The sequence below is a fragment of the Vicinamibacterales bacterium genome, assembly GCA_035699745.1.
In the GTDB taxonomy this organism is placed as follows: Bacteria; Acidobacteriota; Vicinamibacteria; order Vicinamibacterales; family 2-12-FULL-66-21; genus JAICSD01.
This window is the reverse complement of sequence record DASSPH010000095.1, coordinates 1-19,199: the sequence shown is the minus strand read 5'-3', so window position 1 is coordinate 19,199 and position 19,199 is coordinate 1. Positions and strand designations below refer to the sequence as shown.

Genomic DNA, 19,199 nt, shown 5'->3' with positions numbered 1-19,199 from the left:
GAGCGCGCTGCGCACCGAGCGCACTGCGCACTGAAAGCACTGCGCACTGAGAGCACTGCGCACCGCGCACCGCGCACTGCGCACTGCTATCGCATCCACGGCGTCTTCTGAACCTTCGCGCCGCGCGTCGTCTCGAACGTGGTCGTCTTCGGATTGCCGCCGGTGCGCATGAACGACACCGTGTACTGCGACGCCAGGCTGTGCGCGATGATCTTCAGGTTCGCCTCGAGGCCGCTCGCATCCACGGGCATCAGACGCAGGCCGCCGTTCGCCTGGATGATCTTGTTCAGCACCTCTTCGCGGATCGGCGTGCTGACGACGCTGCCGCGAACCGAGACGGTCCACAGCGTCGCGCCCGCGTTGTGGACCGCTTCCGCCGCCGCCTTCATCGACCGTTCCGCGCTGCCTTCGCGCGAGTTGAAGTCCACTGACACGATCGCGCGCCGCGGCGCCGGCTGTCCCGCCAGGAGCTTGCCCGCGTCGACCAGCGCCTCGAGCAGCACCGCGTGGACCTGCTGGTTCGGATACAGCCGGCCGATCGCCGCCTCGAGATCGCCCGGTTTGCCGCCGAACGGCACCCTCGGCACCGACGCGCCGCCGAACTCCGACAGCGCGATCTGCGCCCCGGGGCTCTGCGACTGCACGGCCTTGACGAACGCGGCGAGCGCATTCCGCAGATCCTGAGTCGGCGGCATCGCGCCCGGCTGCGGCTGGGTCGAGTCGACGAGCAGCGCGATCGACAGCGGCTCCTCCGCCAGCGCGGCGCTGACCACCTCGCGCTTCTGACCGTCCTCCGTGACGATGAAGTCCTTGGCGGTCAGATCGCGCATCGGACCCGATGCCTCGGCGACCACCGTGACCAGCGCCGTCTTCTGCTGCCCCTGCGGCGACGAGGCGAAGGTGGGGGTGAGGAGGCACAGAGCAGCGGCCGCAAGCATGCCGGAACGGACGACGTGAGCGTTCATGCGTGCCCTCCTTGGGCGGTTGAGCGTGAGGTGCCGGCCGCACGCGTGGGCTCGCCGGCCGGGCGTCCGTGAGTGTACGCGACGCCGCCCCCGTTTTGACGACCGGGTGTACATTTGGCCTGTCCCGCGATGCTGCTGAAATATGCCGGTCTGGCGGTCCTGTGCGCGGCGCTTGCCGCCGCCGCTCCCCAGCCGTCCGCCATGGCGGACCTCGTCGGCGCGTATGCCGAGTGGGTGCAGGGCCGCCGCGCGCCGCTGGATCTCACGGTCGCCGATCTCGACGCCGCGCGCCAGGCGCTCGCGCGCATCGACCCGGGCGCGATCCCGGTCGACCCGGCGCTCCCCCCCGCGGAGGCGCGCGAACGGCAGCGCCGCCTGATGACGGCTTTCGCCCTGGAACTGGCCGCGCTGGGATCCCACAGGCATGCGGCGGCCGCGGCGCGGCTGATCGAATGGGCCTGTCCGTACGTGCGCTCGCACGCTCCCCTGAACGATTTCGATCGAGCCTGGCAGCTGGCGGCGCTCGCGGCGCTCGAGGGAGGGATCGACTCCGCCGTGCTGCACGCGCACCTGGACCACGTGCAGGCGGGATTTGGCGCGGATCCGCGCTACGCGCTGGCGCGCGGCGTGGCCGACGAGCAGTTCGGGGCGCCGGCGGAAGTGCTGACGCGGTCGGCGACGGCGGCCAACCTGGCCCGCGCCCGCGAGGCGCTCGCGCGCGCCGAAGGCGAACGATATCGCGCCCTGGATCGCGCCATCGCGCGGTTCCGCGACGCCGCGAAGCTGCCGGCGGTCGCGGCCGAGGCGACGCTCCGCATGGGACACGTGCAGCACCGGCTGTCGCGGCACGACGCGGCGCTCGAGACGTGGTCCGGGATCGAGGCGCTGAATCCGGACCCGTCCGTTCTCTATCTCGCGCATCTCTTCCGCGGGCTCGCCCATGAGAGCTATGGCCGCACCGACGCGGCGCGCGCGGCGTACGACGCGGCGCTGAAGATCAGTCCCAAGGCGCACTCGGCCAACATCCGGCTCGCCGCCCTGTCGTTCGTCCACGGCGGCAGCGATCCGTCGCCGGCGATCGCGGCGCTGCTGCGCGACAACGATCCGCGCCGGGACCCGTGGTGGTCGTACTACGCCGCGGATTGGCGGTTCTGGTACCCGAGGATCGAGCGCGTGCGCGCGCTGGTCAAGGCGCCATGACGCGGCTCGCCGCCGCCGCGGTCCTCGCCCTCGCCTCCGCATCCGCCTGGCACCAGCAGGTCTTCCGCTCGGGCGTCGAGGGCATCACCGTCGTCGTCTCGGTGCGGCAGGGAAACAGACCGGTCGCGGGGCTGACGGCGGCCGATTTCCAGCTCACCGACAACGGCGTGCCCCAGAAGATCTCCTCGCTCGCCGCGGAGAAGGTGCCGCTCGATCTCACCCTGCTCCTCGATCTGAGCAGCAGCGTCGACGGCCCGCAGCTGCAGCGCATCAAGAAGGCGGTCGCCGACACCGCCGGCCTGCTGCGAGCCGACGACCGCATCCGTCTCGTCGCGATCTCACAGGTGCTGCAGGAAGTGTTTCCGTTCCAGCCGAAATCGGCGGCGATGGCGCTCGACGGCCTGCGCGCAGAAGGCGCGACCTCGCTCTATGACGGCATGGCCGCGGCGATGATGCGTCCCGCCGATGCCGGCCGACGGCAGCTGATCGTCACCTTCACCGACGGCCGCGACTCGACGAGCATCGTCGACCAGAAGGTTGCGCTCGAGATCGCGCGCCGCACCGACGCCGTCGTCAGCATCGTCGTGCCCGTGGAAGCCGCCGAAGCGAGCGCGTCGCGGCGCCTCGCGCAGCGCAACACCCTCGATTCGCTGGCCGGCGCGGGCAACGTCACGTTCAGCGGCCGCGGCATGGAGGTCGGTCCGGACGGCGTGCCGACGGCGCTCGCGCGGCTCGTCGCGCCGACCGGCGGCGTCGTCATTCCGCTCGGCACCGGCGAGTCGATCAGCCGCGTCTTCAAGGCGACGCTCGAGGATTTCCGCGCCAGCTACGTGCTGCAGTACATCGCCGAAGGAGTCGGCGACGAGGGCTGGCACGAGCTGTCGGTATCGGTGCGGAAGCGCGGCGGCTTCGAGATCCGCGCGCGCAAGGGGTACATGGGACGCAGTAGAATCGGCTCACCCGGTAATCAGCTCGGAGCCACGAAATGATACGGATGGCGACGCTCCTCCTGTGCGGCCTCGCGCTCTTCCAGGGCCAGGCGACGTTCAAATCGACCACCGCGCTGGTCGAAGTCGACGCGATCGTGCTCGACAGGCAGGGCAACTTCGTGCCGGGCCTGAAGCCGGGCAACATCACGCTCTACGAGAACGGAAAGCCGCAGAAGATCCAGCAGTTCTTCATGGTGACGCACGACCTCGGGCTGCGCGAGGGATCGGTCGCCAGCGAGTACGCGGAACAGGCGCAATACAGCGCGCACCGGGTGTTCGTGCTGCTCTTCGACGAGACGCATCTCGCCAACGACTCGCTGATGCGCGTGAAGGTCGGCGCGGAGAAGTTCGTCCGGGAGATGTTCCGCGAAGGGGACGCCGCGGGCATTTTCGTCAACGGCGGCATGTACAAGGGGCGGCTGACCGTCGACAAGGGAGAGCTGCTCGCCGGGCTGCGCGCCGTGCAGCCGGCGTTCGAGAACCGCCAGGGCATCCTGGCGCCGTTCCGCGAATGGCCGCGCATCCCGAGTGAGGTCGACGCGCTGCGCATCGCGGAAGGGGCGCGCGAGGTGACGCGCGCGCTCGCCGCGCAGGCGTGCCAGGACGACGCGGTGGCGTGCACGGGCGAAGGGGGCGCCGGCAACGTCGAGAACCTGGTGCAGCAGAAGGCCAGGCTCTACATCCGGCAGGCGCGCATGATGACGGCGCGCACGGTGCAGAACCTGGAGACCGTCGCGCGCGGCCTCGCCAAGATGCCCGGCCGGAAGACCGTCGTCCTGCTGAGCGAAGGCTTCTTCGTCCAGGATGTCCGCAGCACGATCGAGACGGTCGCCGCCCAGGCGGCGCGCAGCGGCATCACGATCTATTCGATCGACGGCCGCGGGTTGATCAACGGCCTCGGCGCCAACCCCGACGTGTTGTCGCAGTCGGCAGCCCGCTCGGCGGCGTTCGACACCGGCGAAGACGGCCCCAACATTCTCACCGCCAACACCGGCGGCTTCATGATCCGCAACATCGACGACGTGTCGCTGGCGTTCGGCCGCATCATCCGCGACACCAGCACTTACTACGTCATCGGCTATCAGCCGGAGAATGCCACGATGGACGGCAAGCTGCGGCGGATCGAGGTCAGGACGGACGTGCCTGGGGTCACGGTGAGGGCGCGCAAGGGCTACGCGGCCGTGAAGCTGCCGCCGCAGGAAGCGATCTGGGGGTTCACCAAGTAAGGAGCGAGGATCGAGGTTCGAGGGGCGAGGATCGAGATTCGAGGGGGAGCGCCGGAAAAACGAAGGGCCCGGGAGCGGCTGCTCCCGGGCCCTTCGAGTTCTTACCAGGCGTGACTAGAAGTTCACGCTGGCGCCGACGCGGAAGACGCGCGGCGGGATGATCGAGCTCGGGGCCGTCACCGTGGTCAGGCTCCGGTTGTTGCTGCTGTAGCCCTGGATGGTGTTCCTGTTGAACACGTTGAACCCGTCCAGCATGAACTTGATCCGGTTCTTGCCGCCGCGGAAGCGGAACGACTTCTGGAGACCCACGTCGAGCAGGTTCGTCGGGTCGAACCTGACGGCGTCACGCGGCTGGAACTCCAGCGTGTTGCGGTTGATCGTCGTCGATGCGCCGTTGGCGTTGAGACCGCCGGCCACCGCGCCCGGCCCGTTGATCGTCATCGTGCGCGTCGCCCCCTGGTAGTAGTTGTAGTTGGCCGACGCGGTGATGTCCCACGGGAACTGATAGCTCCCCTGCGCCTTGAACACGTACTTCGCGATCGTGCTCACGCCGTTGCGGAACTCGTAGTTGATCGGATCGACGAACTCGGCCGACTCGCGCAGGAAGTAGTTCGGATTGTCCTGCAGCGTCAGCGCGACCTGCATCTGCCAGCGGTTGCTGAACCGCTTGGTGGCGGTGATGTCGACGCCCTTGTAGACCTGCCAGTTCGGGTTGGTCAGGGTGATCTGCGACGCGCCCGATGGACGCGAGCAGGTGTCGCACACGACGTAATACGGCGCGGTGATGCCGGTCACCGGATCGGTGTAGGTCGCCGGCCGGTAGATCTGCGACAGCGGGAAGCCCGGCGCGCCCGGCTGGAAGCCGATCGTGTAGGTCGTCGTGCCGCGATCGTACTTGCGGTAGATGAAGTCGACCGCGACCGCCAGGTTCGGAACCAGCTCGTGCTGGAAGCCGACGACCGCTTCACGCGTCCGCGCGATCCGGGCGCTCGGATCGACCTGGTTGCCGGCGGGCCGGAGCACGCCGGTCGTCAGATCGAATCTCGACGAGCTCGAGGACGGCGTCCCGATCAGCTCGTTGACCTGGACCAGCCCGTCCATGTTGGCGTCGGTCCAGCACGGCGCGTTCGCCGTCGTGCTGCAGGCGCCGCTGGACTGATTCGGTCCCCACGTCAGCTGCGTGGCGGTGGCGAGGCCGCCGAGCTGATTGGCGAGTGTGATCTTCGTCGCGTAGAAGTACGACCAGTTGGCGTGCACCTGCGTCTTGCCGTTGCCGAGCAGATCGTAGGTGCCGGAGACGCGCGGCGACAGGTTGCCGAAGGACTGGATCCGCTTGCCGGTGCCGGGATCCGTGTCGGTCGCCTCTTCGCACTGTGACGGCAGCAGATCGGGACGCAGCATGTTGGACGGCACGCAGCCGCCCAGCCACTTCGACTGCTGCCAGTCGTAGCGCAGGCCGCCGTTCAGGCGCCAGCGGCCGCGGCTGAAGCCATCCTGGATGTAGCCGTTGTAGCTCCACCAGTCGTTGTTCAGCAGCTGGTCGCGATAGAGCACCGCCTGATACGGCACGTAGCCGGCGCTCGAGCCGAGCGCCACGCGGCTCCCGTCGCCGCAGTTCGCGGTGCTGTTGCCGACGCACTGCAGGTGGGCGCGCGCGCCGCCGCTGTAGTGCGAGAACGACTGGATCGGGTTGCGGCGCCAGCCGAGGCCGAACTTCAGCGAGTGGTCGCCGCCGAACTTGTTGGTGAGGAAGTAGGTTCCGTCGGTCTTCGCTTCCCACGAGTGGCGCGTCGTCTGATAGGTGCCGGTGAGCGAGCGGCTCGCGACGCCCGTGGTCCGGTTGGTCAGCGACTGGATGTTCCACAGGCAGCCGTCGGGGCGCGCGTAGTCCGCCGGGCTGGTCGCGCCGGTATAGCTGCTCTGGGCGCAGTCACCCTGCGGCGGCACGTCCTGGTAGTCGAGGAAGAACCCGCCGTGCACGTAGGTGAACTGGTTGTTGAATACCAGCCGATCGGAGGCGATGAACGTATGCGTCAGGGAGTGGGTCGGCAGCGGCAGCTTCCACGGCTTGTCGCTGGTCTGCTGCGTCGTCGCTTCCTTCAGCGTCGTGGCGCTGGCGCCGCGCGCGTTGCGGTACTTGTTGTCGCTCTGGAACAGGTACTGCAACTTGTTCGACGTGTTCATCTGGTAGTTGATCTTCCACTGCAGGTCCTTGATCACCGTCTTGTCGTTGCTCAAGCACTTCTGCACGTCGTTCAACTTGTCGTAGGTGACGAGCGCCCGCAGGGCCTGCGAGCCGGCGCGCTGCGCGGCGATGAGCTGCTGACAGAACTGGCCGGCGCCGGCGTCGAAGAAGTTGGTGACGCCGACGTTGATGTCCTGCTTGTCGGCGGCGCCCCAGAACCACAGCCTGTTCTTGACGATCGGCCCGCCGTATTCCGCCGAGTACACGCCGATCTCCTTCAGCGGGTTGCCCGAGAGGAAGCCGTTCTGCCCGAGGTCGAACAGGTCCTTCGTGACGTTCTGCCCCTGCATCGCGTCGTTCTCGTAGGTCGCGACCACCGAGCCCTTGAACACGTTGCTGCCGCTCTTGGTCACGAGGTTGATCGACAGACCGCTCGACTGCACGGAGACGTCGCCGCCGCCCGTGGTCACCTGGATCTGCTCGAACGAGTCGAAGTTGAAGTACGACGGCGACGAGTTCGAGGACAGATCGGTGATCGATCCCCCCTCGAGGTTCCACTGCACGTTGGCGTTCGTGCCGCGCGAGTTGAGGCCGACCTGCTGGCCCGACGACGAGCCGCCGACGTTGAGGCCGGCCTGCACGCCGGGTGTCATGTTGATGATCTGCCACGGGTCGCGCGCGGTCGGAATGTTCTCGAGGATCTCCGCGGTGAACACCGCGCCGGTCGCGGTCTTCTTCGTGTCGACAACAGGGCTGGCGGCGGAAATCGTGACCTCTTCGGTCATGTTGCCGATCTCCATCCGCTGATCGACGCCGGCGTTGAAGCCGGTGGTGATGACGACGTTCGGGCGCTGCGCTTTCTTGAAGCTCGCCAGCTCGAACGTGACGGTGAAGGTGCCGATCGGGACGCTGGGGAACTGATAGGTCCCGTTTTCGCTGGTGATTGCGGTGAGCGGCTGCTGCAGCGCCGGCCCCGTGACGGTGACCGTCACGCCCGGCAGCACGCCGCCCGATTCGTCCGTCACCTTCCCGAAGATCGAGCCGATCGCCTGGGCGTAGGCAGGACCTGCCCACGCCGCGAGGATGCCTGCGAGCAGCATCGCTCGTGTTGCACGTCTCATCATCTCTCCTCCTCCTCCTAGACCCCTGAGAACCGAGTCAGAACGCCGAGGAACCCGCAGCCCTGTGTCCGGATTCGCGCATCCTATGCGTGATCCGTCGATGAGGTCAAAGGAATTCTAGAAACGAGGCATATGCAAAGATGTGCTGGTAACTATAAGAAAAAGCGGCCTCAAACGGTCGCTGGCGCACGTCGATGGGCTTGCTCTTCGAGCCGGGTGCCGTCAGCGGACGGATGTCCCCTGCCGCAGCGGCCGCGACGGTCTTGGTGTATAGACGAAGCCGTGGAGCGCCGATCCAGGCATCGACACAAGCCGCTGCCGCACAGCGGCTTGACAGAGCCGGCCGAAGCAGGACCGATGCGGCTGACTCCCCTCCGGCTGTCGCTCATGCTCGCCGCGGTGTTCCTCGTCAAACTGGTCGTTCTGTTCCAGTTGCGGGACCATCCGCTCACCTCCCCGGACGCCGGGCTCGACACGACTGCCTATGCGGATCTCGCCCGGCGCGTGCTCGCCGGAGACGTCGGCCTGGGGCCGGGCCTTTATTACGTCTCACCGCTCTACATCTACTTCCTCGCGGCCGTCCTCGCGGTGTTCGACTCGTTCACCGTCGTGCGCGTGGTCCAGATCGCGCTCGGGACGCTGTCGGTCTGGTTGCTGTTCGACACCTCGCGCGTGTGGTTCGGCGAGCGTGCCGCCTGGATCGCCGCCGGACTGGCGGCGTCGACCGGACTGTTCACGTTCTACGAGGTGCTGATCCTGCAGGCCTCGATCGACGCGTTCCTGACGTCGGCGGCGCTGTGGTGTCTGACCGACGCGTTCCGCGGGAGGACGGGAGGCACGGGCTGGAAGCTGCTGCTGTGCGGGATCGTGTTCGGGCTGCAGACGCTCAACCGGCCGAACATGCTGATCGCCGCTGCCGGCGTCGCAGCCGTCATGGCGGTCGCGACACGGCGCACGCGTCCCGCGGCGCTGCTCGCCGCCGGAGTGATCGTCGGGATGGCGCCGGTGGCGATCCGCAACGCGATCGTCGCGCAGCAGTTCTCGTTCGTGTCGTCGCACGGCGGCCTGAACTTCTACATCGGCAACAGCGAGCGTGCGTCGGGCTTCTACACCAACGTGCCGGGCATCACCCCGACGATTGCCGGACAGGCGCGCGACGCGCGGCGCGTCGCGGAACAGGCGCTGGGGCGGCCGGTGACGGATGCCGAGACGTCCGCGTATTTCTTCCGCCTCGGCTGGTCGTGGATGGCCAGCGATCCGGGCGGCGCCGCGCGGCTGTTCCTGAAGAAGCTGTATTACGTCTTCAACGCGGCCCACACCGCACTGCCGCACAGCTACCCGTTCTACGCCTACGACGCGAACACCGTCCTGCGGTTCCTGGCGGTCGGCCCGTGGCTGTTAATCCCGTTGGGGCTCGCCGGGCTGCTGTTCGTTCCGCCGCTGGGCGACCGGGCGGGCTATCTCGCGTTCGCGTCGTTCGTCCCCGCCTACGCGGTAGCGGTGGCAGTGTTCTTCGTGGCCGAGCGGTACCGTCTGCCGCTGCTGGTCCCGCTGTGCGCCGGCGCGGGCGCGCTGCTCGCCTCCCTGGTGCCAGGTCTGCAGACTGCCGCTGTCCCGGGGTCAGGTCTGGGGATGGGACGTCTTCGGGTGCCAGGTCTGCGAATGCGCCGTCTGGCGGTGCCAGGTCTGGGAATGCGCCGTCTGGTGGTGCCAGGTCTCAAAAAGCGCACAGCGGGATCTCAGCCCCGAGCAGTAACCGCGGACCTGGCCCTCAAACCGCCTGATTCCAGACCTGACCCCCGGGCGCCTGATTCCAGACCTGACCCCCGAGCGCCTGTTTCCAGACCTGACCCCCGGCGGCGGCGGCGGGCGGTGGCAGCGGCGGGTGCATTCGCGGTCGCGGCGAACTGGCCCCTGCACCTCGACGACGGACGGTGGGAAGAGGGACTGCGGCTGGCGCAGCGGTACGTCATCCTGCGCGACTACGACGCCGCGAATCGCTGGGTCGAGCGGCTCGAGCGCTCGCGGCCGCCGCAGCCGGGCACGGCGCACTACGGCGTCGGCGCGCAACTGCTCCTCGCCAACGAGCCGCAACGCGCGCGAGCGCACCTGGAACGCGCCCACCAGGCGCAGCCGGCGGATCCGCGCATCGAATACGCGCTCGGCCAGGCGCTCTGGAAGAGCGGACACGCCGCCGAGGCCGTGCCGCACCTGCGCCGCGGATTCGAGTCGGGCGAAGCGATCCCCGGCGGGGGCTACGACCTTGCCGAAGCGCTGCAGGCCACCGGCGATCTCCGCGGGGCGGCGGCCGTCGTCCAGCGCGTGCGACTGTCGGACGCCGAGAGCGTCGAAGCCTGGCTGCGCCTCGGCCGCATCGCCCAGCAGGGGCGCGAGCCCGGGATCGCGGAGCCGTTCTTCCGGCGCGCGGTCGAACTGCGTCCGGACCTGGCGAGTGCCCGCCAGCAGTACGGACTGAACCTGCTGGTGCTCGGACGGATCGACGAGGCGGCGCGCCAGCTTGGCGAAGCGGTGCGCCTCGACCCGCGCGATGCCGACTCGCTGTCGGGGCTCGCCTACTGCGACATGCAGATGGGACGGACCGGCGATGCGCGGCGGCATGCGGCGGCGGCGCTCGCTCTCAACCCCGCGGATCAACTCGCGGCGGGTATACTGCGCCGCGGAGGCTCCTGATGACTGCACACGTCCGACGCCGCCGGCCGATCTTCGCCGCGCTGCTCGCCCTGGCATTCCTCCCCGCGCGTGCCGCCGTAACCGAAACGCATGCGCAGGCGGCAAAGGCAAGCGTCTCGGACAAGTCCCTGTTCCTCTCGATTCTCGACGCCGACGGACGGCCGGTGCCCGACGTCCGCATGGGGGATCTGCTGATTCGCGAAGACGGCCAGGATCGGGAGATCGTCGCGATCAAGCCGGCGAGCCAGCCAATCTCCGTCGTCGTGCTGGTCGACACCGCCCAGGGCCGGCGGGTCACCGATGCCTACGGCACGCCGGAAGAGTACGTGCGCGACATCCGCGTCGCGGTGTCGGCGTTCGCGAAGCAGCTGCTGTCACGCAGTCCGGACGCGTCGGTGATGCTGATGGAGTTCGGACAGGCGGCAATTCCGGTGGTGCCGTTCACGCAGCACGCGCTGGAGTTCGACAAAGGGGTGAACCGGCTGACCGCCAAGCCGGGCGTGGGCTCCGTGCTGCTGGAAGCGATCGCCGCGGCGAACAGCGAGCTGACGCGCCGCCCGAGCACCCGGCGCGCGATCGTGTCCCTCAACCTCGAGCCGAGCAACGAGCAGAGCCGGGAAGAGCCGAAGAAGATCGTCGAGTCGTTCCGCGCATCCGGCGCGCAGCTCTGGTCGGTGTCGGTGCAGCGCGGCGGACTGAAGAACTCGAAGCGCGATCTCGTGATCAACGATTTCGCCAAGGTGACCGGCGGCCGGCGCGACTTCGTGGTGGGCATCTCCGCGGTCGCCGGCATCATGCAGCGCTACGCCGACGCGCTCGCCGGACAGTACGAGATCGTCTACAAGCGCCCCGAGTCGAACAAGGTGCCGCAGTTGATCCAGGTCGGCACGATGCTGCCCAACGTCAAGGCGCACGCGAGCGGCTTCCCGCCGCAGTAGCGCTCAGCGCCGCGCGTCGATCGCGAGCAGCGCCCGCCGCGCCGGCTCGTACCCGGGATCGGCCGACAGCGCCGCCTCGAGATGCCGCCGCGCCTGCGCAAGATCCGCCCGCTTCAGATACAGCAGCGCCAGGTTGTGATGCGCCGTCGGCAGCCGCGGATCCAGCCGCAGCGCTTCGCGGTATTCCCGCAGCGCGCCCTCATCGTCTCCCTGCGTCGCCAGCGCGCCGCCCAGGCCGTTGTGGGCCTGCGCCAGCGTCGCGTCGAGCGCGATGGCATCGCGGTACTGCACCGCCGCCTCGGCGGCGCGGCCGGTGCGCAGCAGCGCAGCGCCGAGTCCCACGCGCGGCTCCACGGAGTCCGGCTTCAGCCGGATCGCCTCGCGATAATGCTCGATGGCCTCGTTGGCGTGCCCTTCGGCGGCCAGCGCGTTCCCCAGATTGGAGCGCGCTTCCGCGAACGCCCGATCGCTCAGCACCGCAGCCGCGAACCGCTGCCGCGCCTCGGCGGTCCGTCCCTGCCGCGCGAGCACCAGCCCGATGCTGTTGTTGATGACGGCGACGTATCCGGGGGAATGCGCCGGCGCCAGTGCGAGCGCCCGCTCGTAGCTGGCGAGCGCCTCGTGGAGACGGCCGCGTTCGCGCAACGCCTGGCCGAGGTTTTCGTGCGCGATGTAGCTCCGCGGCGTCACGCGCGCCGCGTGCTCCCAGAGCGTGAGGCTGTTCTCCCAGTGCGCGGCCTGCGCGCGGGCGGCGATGGTCCAGACCACCACGAGGACGGCCGCGGCGGCGGGCAGCGCCCGCGTGTGCGAGCGGATCCGGTTCACCAGCGGCGGCGCTCCCCAGGCAGCCGCGATGGCGAGTCCGATCATCGGCACGTAGGTGAACCGGTCGGCGATTCCCTGCTCGCCTGCCTGCAGGAATCCGACGACCGGCGTGATCGTGACGACATACCAGCACCAGCCCACCCAGACGTACGGATGCTGGCGCCGGACGCGGTACGTCGCGTAGCTGACGGCAAGGAGCGCCGCGAGCGCAGCGCCGACGCGGAGCGGAGAGAGCTCGAAGAGCGGATAGAACGCCGCCATCGGCCAGGGCCAGACGGTCTTCCACACGTACGCGAGGTAGCCGATCGCGGCGTTGCCGAGCCGCGTGGACAGCGGCAAGGCATCCAGACCGGCCATCGCGCCGACGCGCGCCTGGATCGCGACCGTGGTGATGCTGGTCGCGATGGCCAGCGCCAGGAGCGGCACCTTCTCGACGATCAACCTGCGCGCGTTGGTGCGGCCGAGCGGCCACACGTCCAGCAGCAGCAGCACCAGCGGGAGCGTCACGACCATCGGTTTCGACATGAGGGCGCAGGCGAACAGCGCCATCACGCCCGTGTAGCGCGCCAGCGACGGCCGGCGAACGTAGCCGACGTACGCGAGCGTGGTGAGCAGCAGGAACAACGTGCTGAGCACGTCCTTGCGCTCGGTCACCCACGCGACTGATTCGACGTGGAGCGGGTGCGCGGCAAACGCCGCCGCCACGAAGGCGCTGCGGCCCGGCGCGCCGGTGGCGCGACGAAGCAGCTCGAACAGCAGCAGCGTGTTGGCGGCGTGAAGGATCAGGCTCACGACGTGATACGGACCGGGATTCGTGCCGAACAGGCTGACGTCGAGCAGATGCGACAGCCAGGTCAGCGGATGCCAATACGGTGAATGCCCCGTCGTGAGCGCCCACCAGGCCGTGCTCCAGTTGAGCCCGCGCAGAACGGTCGGGTTCTCCGTGATGTACGTCGGGTCGTCCCAGTTGACGAGCTCGAACCGGCCGACGTTCGCGTAGATGACCAGGTTGATGACGACGAGCGCGACGTACACGAGCAGGCGGTGCGGCGCCGTGCCGCGAGAACCCGCCGGAACGGGCCGGGAGAAGACTGCCTGCGAGCTCTTCCGCTTCGCCATCGAGCCGTAATGATGTGCCGCCGCCGCGCTGCACGGCAACCCACCGGCACGCAGCGTGCAACTCCATCAGCGACACGAGTGCGATGAAACGCAAGGAGGATTACTGATGGGTCGAATCACATCGATAACCGCGGCGGCGTGCGCCACCCTGCTGATCGGCGCCGCCAGCGCCGCGGCACAGCCGTCCGACCGCATGACGTTCGTGACGTTCAGCGGTCCGGTCTCCATTCCCGGCAAGACGCTGCCGGCCGGCACCTATACGTTCCGACTGGCCGACTCCCCCGCTGACCGCCACATCGTGCAGATCTTCGATCGCGATCAGACGCAGCTCTTCGCCACCGTGCTGGCGGTGCCCGCCGAGCGCAACCAGCCCGAAGGGGAACCGGTGATCACGTTCCGTGAAACCCCGTCGAACGTCCCGCCCGCTTTGCGCTACTGGTATTACGCGGGCGAAACCGCCGGCAACGAGTTCGTCTATCCGCGATCGCAGGCGATGACGATCGCGCGCGCCTCGGGTGAGGGCGTCATGTCGATGGACACCGAGTCCACGGACGTCACCAAGTGGACCGGCACACCCGAGCGCGTGACCGCCAACGCGGAACCGCAGTCGAGCACGACGGCCTCGACGGCCACGACGAGCTCCACGGCCTCGACCACCACGTCGCAGCCGACGACGGAGCCGGCGTCGCAGCCGCCGGCCGCCTCTCAGCCGACGACCACGTCGCAGCCGACGACGACGCCGGCAGAGCCGACGGCCTCGCAGCCGCCGTCACAGCCGGTGACCGCGCAGCCCGCCGCCACGCCGGAGCCGACGACCGCGCCGCGGACGTCCACGGCGGATCAGCCGACGGGCACGTCCGGCCGCTCCGAACCGAGCGAGCTGCCGCGGACGGCCGGTGAACTGCCGATGGTCGGCCTGATCGGCCTGGCCGCGTTCGCCGGCGCCTTCGCGCTCCGCGCGGCGCGGAAGGCGGCCGTCTAGGAGGAGCCGCACGCCGTGCGCCTCGCCGCACTGCTGCTTGGCGTCTTGATCGCGCAGGATCCCGGGTCGCGGCCGACGTTCACGTCGCGCGCCGACCTGGTGGTCCTGCAGGTCAGCGTCCTCGATCGGCGAGCCGGGTTCGTTCCCGGACTGCCGCGCGAGGCGTTCGTCGTACGCGAGAACGGCCGCGTGCAACCGATCACCATGTTCGACCAGGACGACACGCCGGTGACGGTCGGTCTGGTCATCGACAACAGCACCAGCATGGTGCCGCGGCTCGACGCCGTTCGGGCCGCCGGACTCGCATTCGCCGAGTCGAGTCATCCCGCGGACGAATTGTTCACCATCAACTTCAACGAACGAGTCTGGCCCGGCCTCCCGCCGGACCAGCCGTTCACCAGCGACCATGGCGTGCTCCGCGACGCGCTGGCGCGCTCGATGGCGCGCGGCATGACGGCGCTGTTCGATGCCCTGCTCGCCGCGCTGCAGCATCTCGATCGCGGCACGCAGGCGCGCAAGGTCCTGCTGCTGGTCAGCGACGGCGGCGACAACGCCAGCCGCGCGCGCTTCGCGGACGTGCTCGACGCCGCGCTGCGCCGCGACGTCGTCATCTACACGATCTGCCTCGCCGATGGCCTCGATCGCGAAGCGAAGCCGCAGCTGCTGCGCCAGCTCGCGTCGGTGACGGGCGGCGAATCGTTCTTCCCGAAGTCGAACGGCGAGATTACGCCCACCCTGCAGCGCATCGCCCGCGACATCCGCAGCAGCTACACCATCGGCTACGTTCCGCCGCGAACGGCCGCGGATGGGCTCAAACGGAAAGTCGAAGTCGATCTGCAGGGCCGGCAGTACGACAGGTTCGCCGTTCGCGCGCGGTCGCTGTATATCGCGCCTGGGGACGGCGGCGGTGTCTAGAGCCTCTGCCGACCGGGTGATGCGGGCTGCCGAGCGCCTGCTGTTTGCGATCGCACTCGCCGCGTTGGCGTGGTTCGCCGCCGGACAGATTCATGCCGCCCGCGAGCAGGCGGCGCTGTCGCGCGAGCTCGAAGCCGCGAGGCGCGCCGCGGCGGCTGACGCGTCTTCCTCTCCGTCCGGCAGCACGGCAGCCACCGCACCCGCTCTCGCCAGACGTGCCGTCGTCGGCCGCATCGAGGTTCCACGGCTGCGATTGTCGGCGCTCGCGCGCGAGGGGGTGGACGTGCGCACGCTGCGCGGATCGGTCGGCCACGTCCCCGGCACTGCGCTGCCCGGGGAACCAGGAAACGCGGCGTTTGCGGCGCACCGCGACACGTTCTTCCGTCCGCTCGCCGGGATCAAGAAGGACGACACCGTGCTGGTGACGACGGCCGAGGGGGTGCATCGCTATCGCGTATTCGCCACCCGCATCGTTTCACCGGATGAGGTGTCGGTGCTGCGTTCGGGACAGCTGTCGCAGTTGACGCTGGTGACCTGCTACCCGTTCGATTACGTCGGCAGCGCGCCGCAGCGATTCATCGTGCATGCGGAACTGCTGCCGCCGTCGCGTGCGGCCGCCGCCGCGCAGTGACGCCCCTGGCCGGCGCCCGGGCCAGCCGTCTTTGCGGCTGCCAAGTCGTGACATCCTTAGAACGGCTTGGCCTCCCAGAAGAAATCCGCTTCGTCTCCGGCGCCTCGGTCACTCCTCCGATCGCCGCTGATCGTCGCGGCCGTCGTGGTCGCAATCAGCGCGGCGATCCTGACCTGGCGCAGCGGCGGGAACCGGTTCTCGCTGCCGTCGACCGCAGATCAGAACGTCCTCCTCATCACGATCGATACGCTGCGCGCCGACGCCCTGTCGTCCTATGGCGGGCCGGCGCAGTCGCCGTCGCTGGACCGGCTGGCCGCTGAAGGGGCGCGCTTCACGTTCGCGCACGCGCACGCGGTGGTCACGCTGCCCTCGCATACCTCGATCCTCAGCGGTCTGCTTCCCTACGAGCACGGAATGCGCGACAACAGCGGCTTTCGCGTGCGCGCCGGAACGCCGACGCTCGCGACGCGGTTGAAAGCGCGCGGGTTTGCGACCGGTGCGTTCGTCGGCGGATTTCCGCTGACCAAGCGGTTCGGCCTGACGCCGGGGTTCGACATCTATGACGACCAGATGCCGGAGACGCGCGGGGCGGTCGAGATCTCGATGCCGGAGCGTCCCGCGGCGGACGTGGTGTCACGGGCCACGGCGTGGATTGCGCAGCAGCAGACGCCGTTCTTCGGATGGGTCCACGTGTTCGATCCGCACTCGCCGTACCGTCCGCCGCAGGATCTCGCCGGCGCGTACTCGACGCAGCCGTACTACGGCGAGGTGGCGGCCGTCGACCGGGCGCTCGGCCCGCTGCTGGACCGGCTCCGCACGCTCACGCGCCCGACACTGGTGATCGTCACCGCGGATCACGGGGAGAGCCTCGGAGATCACGGCGAGCTGACCCACGGCATGTTCGCCTACGAACCGACCTTGCGCGTGCCGCTGATCGTGTCGCGGATCGATCCGCGCTCGGGCGCGGCGGCCGCAGGTGTCGTCGTCGGCACGCCGGTACGCCACATCGACATCGTCCCCACCGTTCTCGACGCGCTGGGGATCGACCCGGACCCGTCACTTGCCGGCGCGTCGCTGCGTGAGGCAATCGCGGGCACGGCGGGCGATCGACCGTCGTACTTCGAATCGATGACGTACAACCTCGTGCGGGGCTGGGCGCCGCTGCGCGGTGTGCTGCGCGAACGCACGAAGTACATCGATCTGCCCATCCCCGAGCTGTACGATCTCGGCGCGGATCCGCGCGAGTCGTCGAACGGCGCGGCGACGCAGCGGGAGCGCGTGCAGGTGCTGAGCAACCTGCTGCGGACGTTCAACGTGGCACCCCCGGATCGCCCGGGGCGTGAGACGCCGGAGGCGGCGGCGGCGCTGCGCTCGCTCGGCTACGTGCAAGGGAGCGCGCCGGCGAAGGCGGCCTACGGCGAGGCCGACGACCCGAAGCGGCTGGTCGAGATCGATCGCGATCTGCATCGCGCCACCGAACTGAATCAGGCGGGGCGGCAGCAGGAGGCCGTGGCGATGCTGGAGAGCGTGATCGCGCGGCGTCCGGATACGGCAGACGCCTACATGTCGCTCGCCTACGCGTTCTGGCAGGCGGGCGATCCGCGGCAGGCGATTGCCGTCCTCGAGAAGGGGCTCTCGAGCGGCGCGCCCGATCGCGACATCCGGATCCGCCTCGGGATCTATCTCGCCGAGAGCCACATCGACAGCGGCAAGGCGATCCGGCTGCTCGAAGGGATGTCTGCCGAGGACGTGGAAGCGCTGAACGGACTCGGCGTCGCGTACGGCGATGCCGGCCGATCCGCCGACGCGCTGCGCACGTTCCGGCAGATCCTCGCCCTGGATCCGACCAACGGCATCGCTTATCAGAACCTCGCGTCGATCGTCCTGCGAGAGGCCCTGGCGACGCGCGTCGAACCCGCACGGGGCGCGCGGCTGCAGGAAGCGGAAGCGCACGCGCGAAAGGCGATCGAGGTCGATCCGGCGCTGGCGGACGCCTATACCACGCTCGGCGTGGTGCTCTCGACGACCGGCCGCAAGCCCGACGCGATCGCCGCCTGGCAGCGCGCGGTGGCGCTCGATGCCTCGCAGTTCAACGCGCTGTACAACCTGTGGTTCGAGCTGGCGGCCGCGGGCCGCCGCGACGACGCCGTCCGCTACGGCCGGCAGTTCGTCGACACGGCCCCGCCTGCGTTCTTCGCGCCCGACATTGCGCGCGTACGCGCGTACACGCGCGGATCGCTAATCCCCGATCGCTAATCGTGAATCCCGCATCCCGCATCGCGAATCGCGAATCGCGAATCCCGAATCTTCCGATCCGTCTCAACGCGACAGCTCGATGACGTCGGAGTAGCTGCCGATGTGGCCTTCGGTGTACGCCGCGAGCAGGATGGAGATCGGATTCAACAGGGTCTGCGAGCGCGGGCCCAGCGGCACGCCGTTCTGCGGATCCGGAATGCGCATGATGCGTCCCTGGTTGTTGAAGAACGCGCGGATGAAGGTGCTCTGCGGCGTGATCGGCATCGCGGCGACGTTGTCGTAGAAGCGCTGCCAGACGTCGCGGCCGCCGGCCTCGACCGGGCGGAAGAGATACTGCTCGACGTTCGAGGTGTAGAACACGCTCACCGTCGAATGATGCATGTCGAGATAGCGCGCGACCGAGCGCAGCGCCTTGGGACCGCCGAAGTCGCCGACGATGGGGATGATCAGGTTGCGCTCCTGCAGGTCGCGCAGCGTGCTGTACAGCGCCTCGCTGGCCAGATAGCTGCGCTGCACACCCTGCCCGTCGTCGGCGGTCATGAGATCGCTGTAGGTCGGGAACGGCTGCCAGCCGCGGCCGAACGAGTAGCGCAGCTCGGGGCCGGCGCTGTAGAACGCGCGATACACGTAGTCGATGCCGGCGAGGTCGCCGCGCGACAGCGCGAAGCCGTGCCGCCGCGTCAGCCAGGCGACGATCTCGGCGCGGTTGCGCTCGAACGACACCGGATCGGGATCGGTGTGGCCGAACGCGTCGAGCAGGGCGTTCGCCGTGGCGTTGGTGTCGAGGTTCGGCGGCGGCCGCGAGAAGAGCCGCGCCAGGAACTCTTCGCGCGACGCCGACATCTCGATCAGCGCCTTGTACATCAGGTGCAGCATCATGTTCTGCCGCCGGATGTCGACGATGAACGCGATGCGCGGCTTGAGCGACGCGATGTAGGTGAAGTTCTGATCCGGCCCGACGCCGATATACGCGCTGACGGGCCCAAGCGTCTGCTGCAGTGTCGGGATGACGTATTGAAAGACGGTCTCGTTGGAGACGAGATTGTCGGAGCGGAAGGTCCCGCCGGGTTCGGAGAACTCGGAGGCGAGCATCCAGAAGGTGCGATCGTCGAGATATTGCGGGAGGGCCTCGGCGCGCGGCCGCGCGGTCGGCGTG

Annotated in this window: 13 protein-coding genes; 9 read left to right on the top strand and 4 right to left on the bottom strand. The window is 69.0% G+C overall.

Annotated elements, in window-relative coordinates; translation table 11 throughout:
- Positions 1-86: 86 nt before the first annotated feature.
- Complete coding sequence (locus tag VFK57_22035; GenBank protein HET7698410.1) at positions 87-965, bottom strand: hypothetical protein; 879 nt, start codon at positions 963-965, stop codon at positions 87-89.
- 129 nt (positions 966-1,094) lie between these two features.
- Here VFK57_22035 and VFK57_22030 point away from each other — a divergent pair, with 129 nt between their 5' ends.
- The 3 genes from VFK57_22030 to VFK57_22020 are packed head-to-tail and all read left to right on the top strand — an operon-like array spanning position 1,095 to position 4,380.
- Positions 1,095-2,165 carry a hypothetical protein gene (locus VFK57_22030; GenBank protein HET7698409.1) on the top strand — a complete coding sequence of 357 codons (1,071 nt, stop codon included), beginning with the start codon at positions 1,095-1,097 and terminating at the stop codon, positions 2,163-2,165.
- Positions 2,162-3,154 (top strand): VWA domain-containing protein, encoded by a 993-nt coding sequence (locus VFK57_22025; GenBank protein ID HET7698408.1) that lies wholly within the window; start codon positions 2,162-2,164, stop codon positions 3,152-3,154. Before VFK57_22030 ends, VFK57_22025 begins: the two co-directional genes overlap by 4 nt.
- A 5-nt stretch (positions 3,155-3,159) precedes the next feature.
- On the top strand, positions 3,160-4,380 hold the full coding sequence (locus tag VFK57_22020) for a VWA domain-containing protein (GenBank protein ID HET7698407.1): 1,221 nt from the start codon (positions 3,160-3,162) through the stop codon (positions 4,378-4,380).
- Between the two features lie 114 nt (positions 4,381-4,494).
- Here the strand turns inward: VFK57_22020 and VFK57_22015 are convergent, their stop codons facing one another.
- A complete protein-coding gene (locus VFK57_22015) occupies positions 4,495-7,686 on the bottom strand; it encodes a carboxypeptidase regulatory-like domain-containing protein (GenBank protein ID HET7698406.1) in 3,192 nt (1,063 codons plus the stop codon).
- A 357-nt stretch (positions 7,687-8,043) separates the two neighbouring features.
- Between VFK57_22015 and VFK57_22010 the strand changes: the two genes are divergently transcribed.
- Both VFK57_22010 and VFK57_22005 read left to right on the top strand, forming a co-directional pair.
- Positions 8,044-10,377, top strand: a complete 2,334-nt coding sequence (locus tag VFK57_22010) for a tetratricopeptide repeat protein (GenBank protein ID HET7698405.1) — start codon at positions 8,044-8,046, stop codon at positions 10,375-10,377.
- Positions 10,377-11,315 carry a hypothetical protein gene (locus VFK57_22005; protein HET7698404.1) on the top strand — a complete coding sequence of 313 codons (939 nt, stop codon included), beginning with the start codon at positions 10,377-10,379 and terminating at the stop codon, positions 11,313-11,315. Before VFK57_22010 ends, VFK57_22005 begins: the two co-directional genes overlap by 1 nt.
- Before the next feature lie 3 nt (positions 11,316-11,318).
- Here VFK57_22005 and VFK57_22000 read toward each other — a convergent pair whose 3' ends face one another.
- Positions 11,319-13,259 (bottom strand): tetratricopeptide repeat protein, encoded by a 1,941-nt coding sequence (locus tag VFK57_22000; protein ID HET7698403.1) that lies wholly within the window; start codon positions 13,257-13,259, stop codon positions 11,319-11,321.
- A gap of 106 nt (positions 13,260-13,365) precedes the next feature.
- Between VFK57_22000 and VFK57_21995 the strand changes: the two genes are divergently transcribed.
- The 4 genes from VFK57_21995 to VFK57_21980 all read left to right on the top strand — a co-directional run bounded on the left by VFK57_21995 (position 13,366) and on the right by VFK57_21980 (position 18,043).
- Positions 13,366-14,241 (top strand): hypothetical protein, encoded by an 876-nt coding sequence (locus VFK57_21995; GenBank protein ID HET7698402.1) that lies wholly within the window; start codon positions 13,366-13,368, stop codon positions 14,239-14,241.
- 15 nt (positions 14,242-14,256) lie between these two features.
- Positions 14,257-15,156 (top strand): VWA domain-containing protein, encoded by a 900-nt coding sequence (locus VFK57_21990; protein ID HET7698401.1) that lies wholly within the window; start codon positions 14,257-14,259, stop codon positions 15,154-15,156.
- Entirely contained in the window at positions 15,149-15,787 is a 639-nt protein-coding gene (locus tag VFK57_21985; GenBank protein HET7698400.1) for a class D sortase, read from the top strand. Before VFK57_21990 ends, VFK57_21985 begins: the two co-directional genes overlap by 8 nt.
- Before the next feature lie 144 nt (positions 15,788-15,931).
- The gene (locus VFK57_21980) at positions 15,932-18,043 is read left to right on the top strand and encodes a sulfatase-like hydrolase/transferase (protein HET7698399.1); all 2,112 of its coding nucleotides are present in this window, start codon (positions 15,932-15,934) and stop codon (positions 18,041-18,043) included.
- A 63-nt stretch (positions 18,044-18,106) separates the two neighbouring features.
- On the opposite strand, the gene VFK57_21975 is transcribed toward VFK57_21980, so the two are convergent.
- Positions 18,107-19,199, bottom strand: a 1,093-nt coding sequence (locus VFK57_21975; protein ID HET7698398.1) for a hypothetical protein, incomplete at its 5' end; no start/stop codon positions are given.

Coding starts and splice junctions, on each gene's coding strand:
- VFK57_22015 (HET7698406.1), bottom strand. CDS start 7,686: ATGAGACGTGCAACACGAGCGATGCTGCTCGCAGGCATCCTCGCGGCG.
- VFK57_21995 (HET7698402.1), top strand. CDS start 13,366: ATGGGTCGAATCACATCGATAACCGCGGCGGCGTGCGCCACCCTGCTG.
- VFK57_22030 (HET7698409.1), top strand. CDS start 1,095: ATGCTGCTGAAATATGCCGGTCTGGCGGTCCTGTGCGCGGCGCTTGCC.
- VFK57_22000 (HET7698403.1), bottom strand. CDS start 13,259: ATGGCGAAGCGGAAGAGCTCGCAGGCAGTCTTCTCCCGGCCCGTTCCG.
- VFK57_22025 (HET7698408.1), top strand. CDS start 2,162: ATGACGCGGCTCGCCGCCGCCGCGGTCCTCGCCCTCGCCTCCGCATCC.
- VFK57_22010 (HET7698405.1), top strand. CDS start 8,044: ATGCGGCTGACTCCCCTCCGGCTGTCGCTCATGCTCGCCGCGGTGTTC.
- VFK57_22020 (HET7698407.1), top strand. CDS start 3,160: ATGGCGACGCTCCTCCTGTGCGGCCTCGCGCTCTTCCAGGGCCAGGCG.
- VFK57_22035 (HET7698410.1), bottom strand. CDS start 965: ATGAACGCTCACGTCGTCCGTTCCGGCATGCTTGCGGCCGCTGCTCTG.
- VFK57_22005 (HET7698404.1), top strand. CDS start 10,377: ATGACTGCACACGTCCGACGCCGCCGGCCGATCTTCGCCGCGCTGCTC.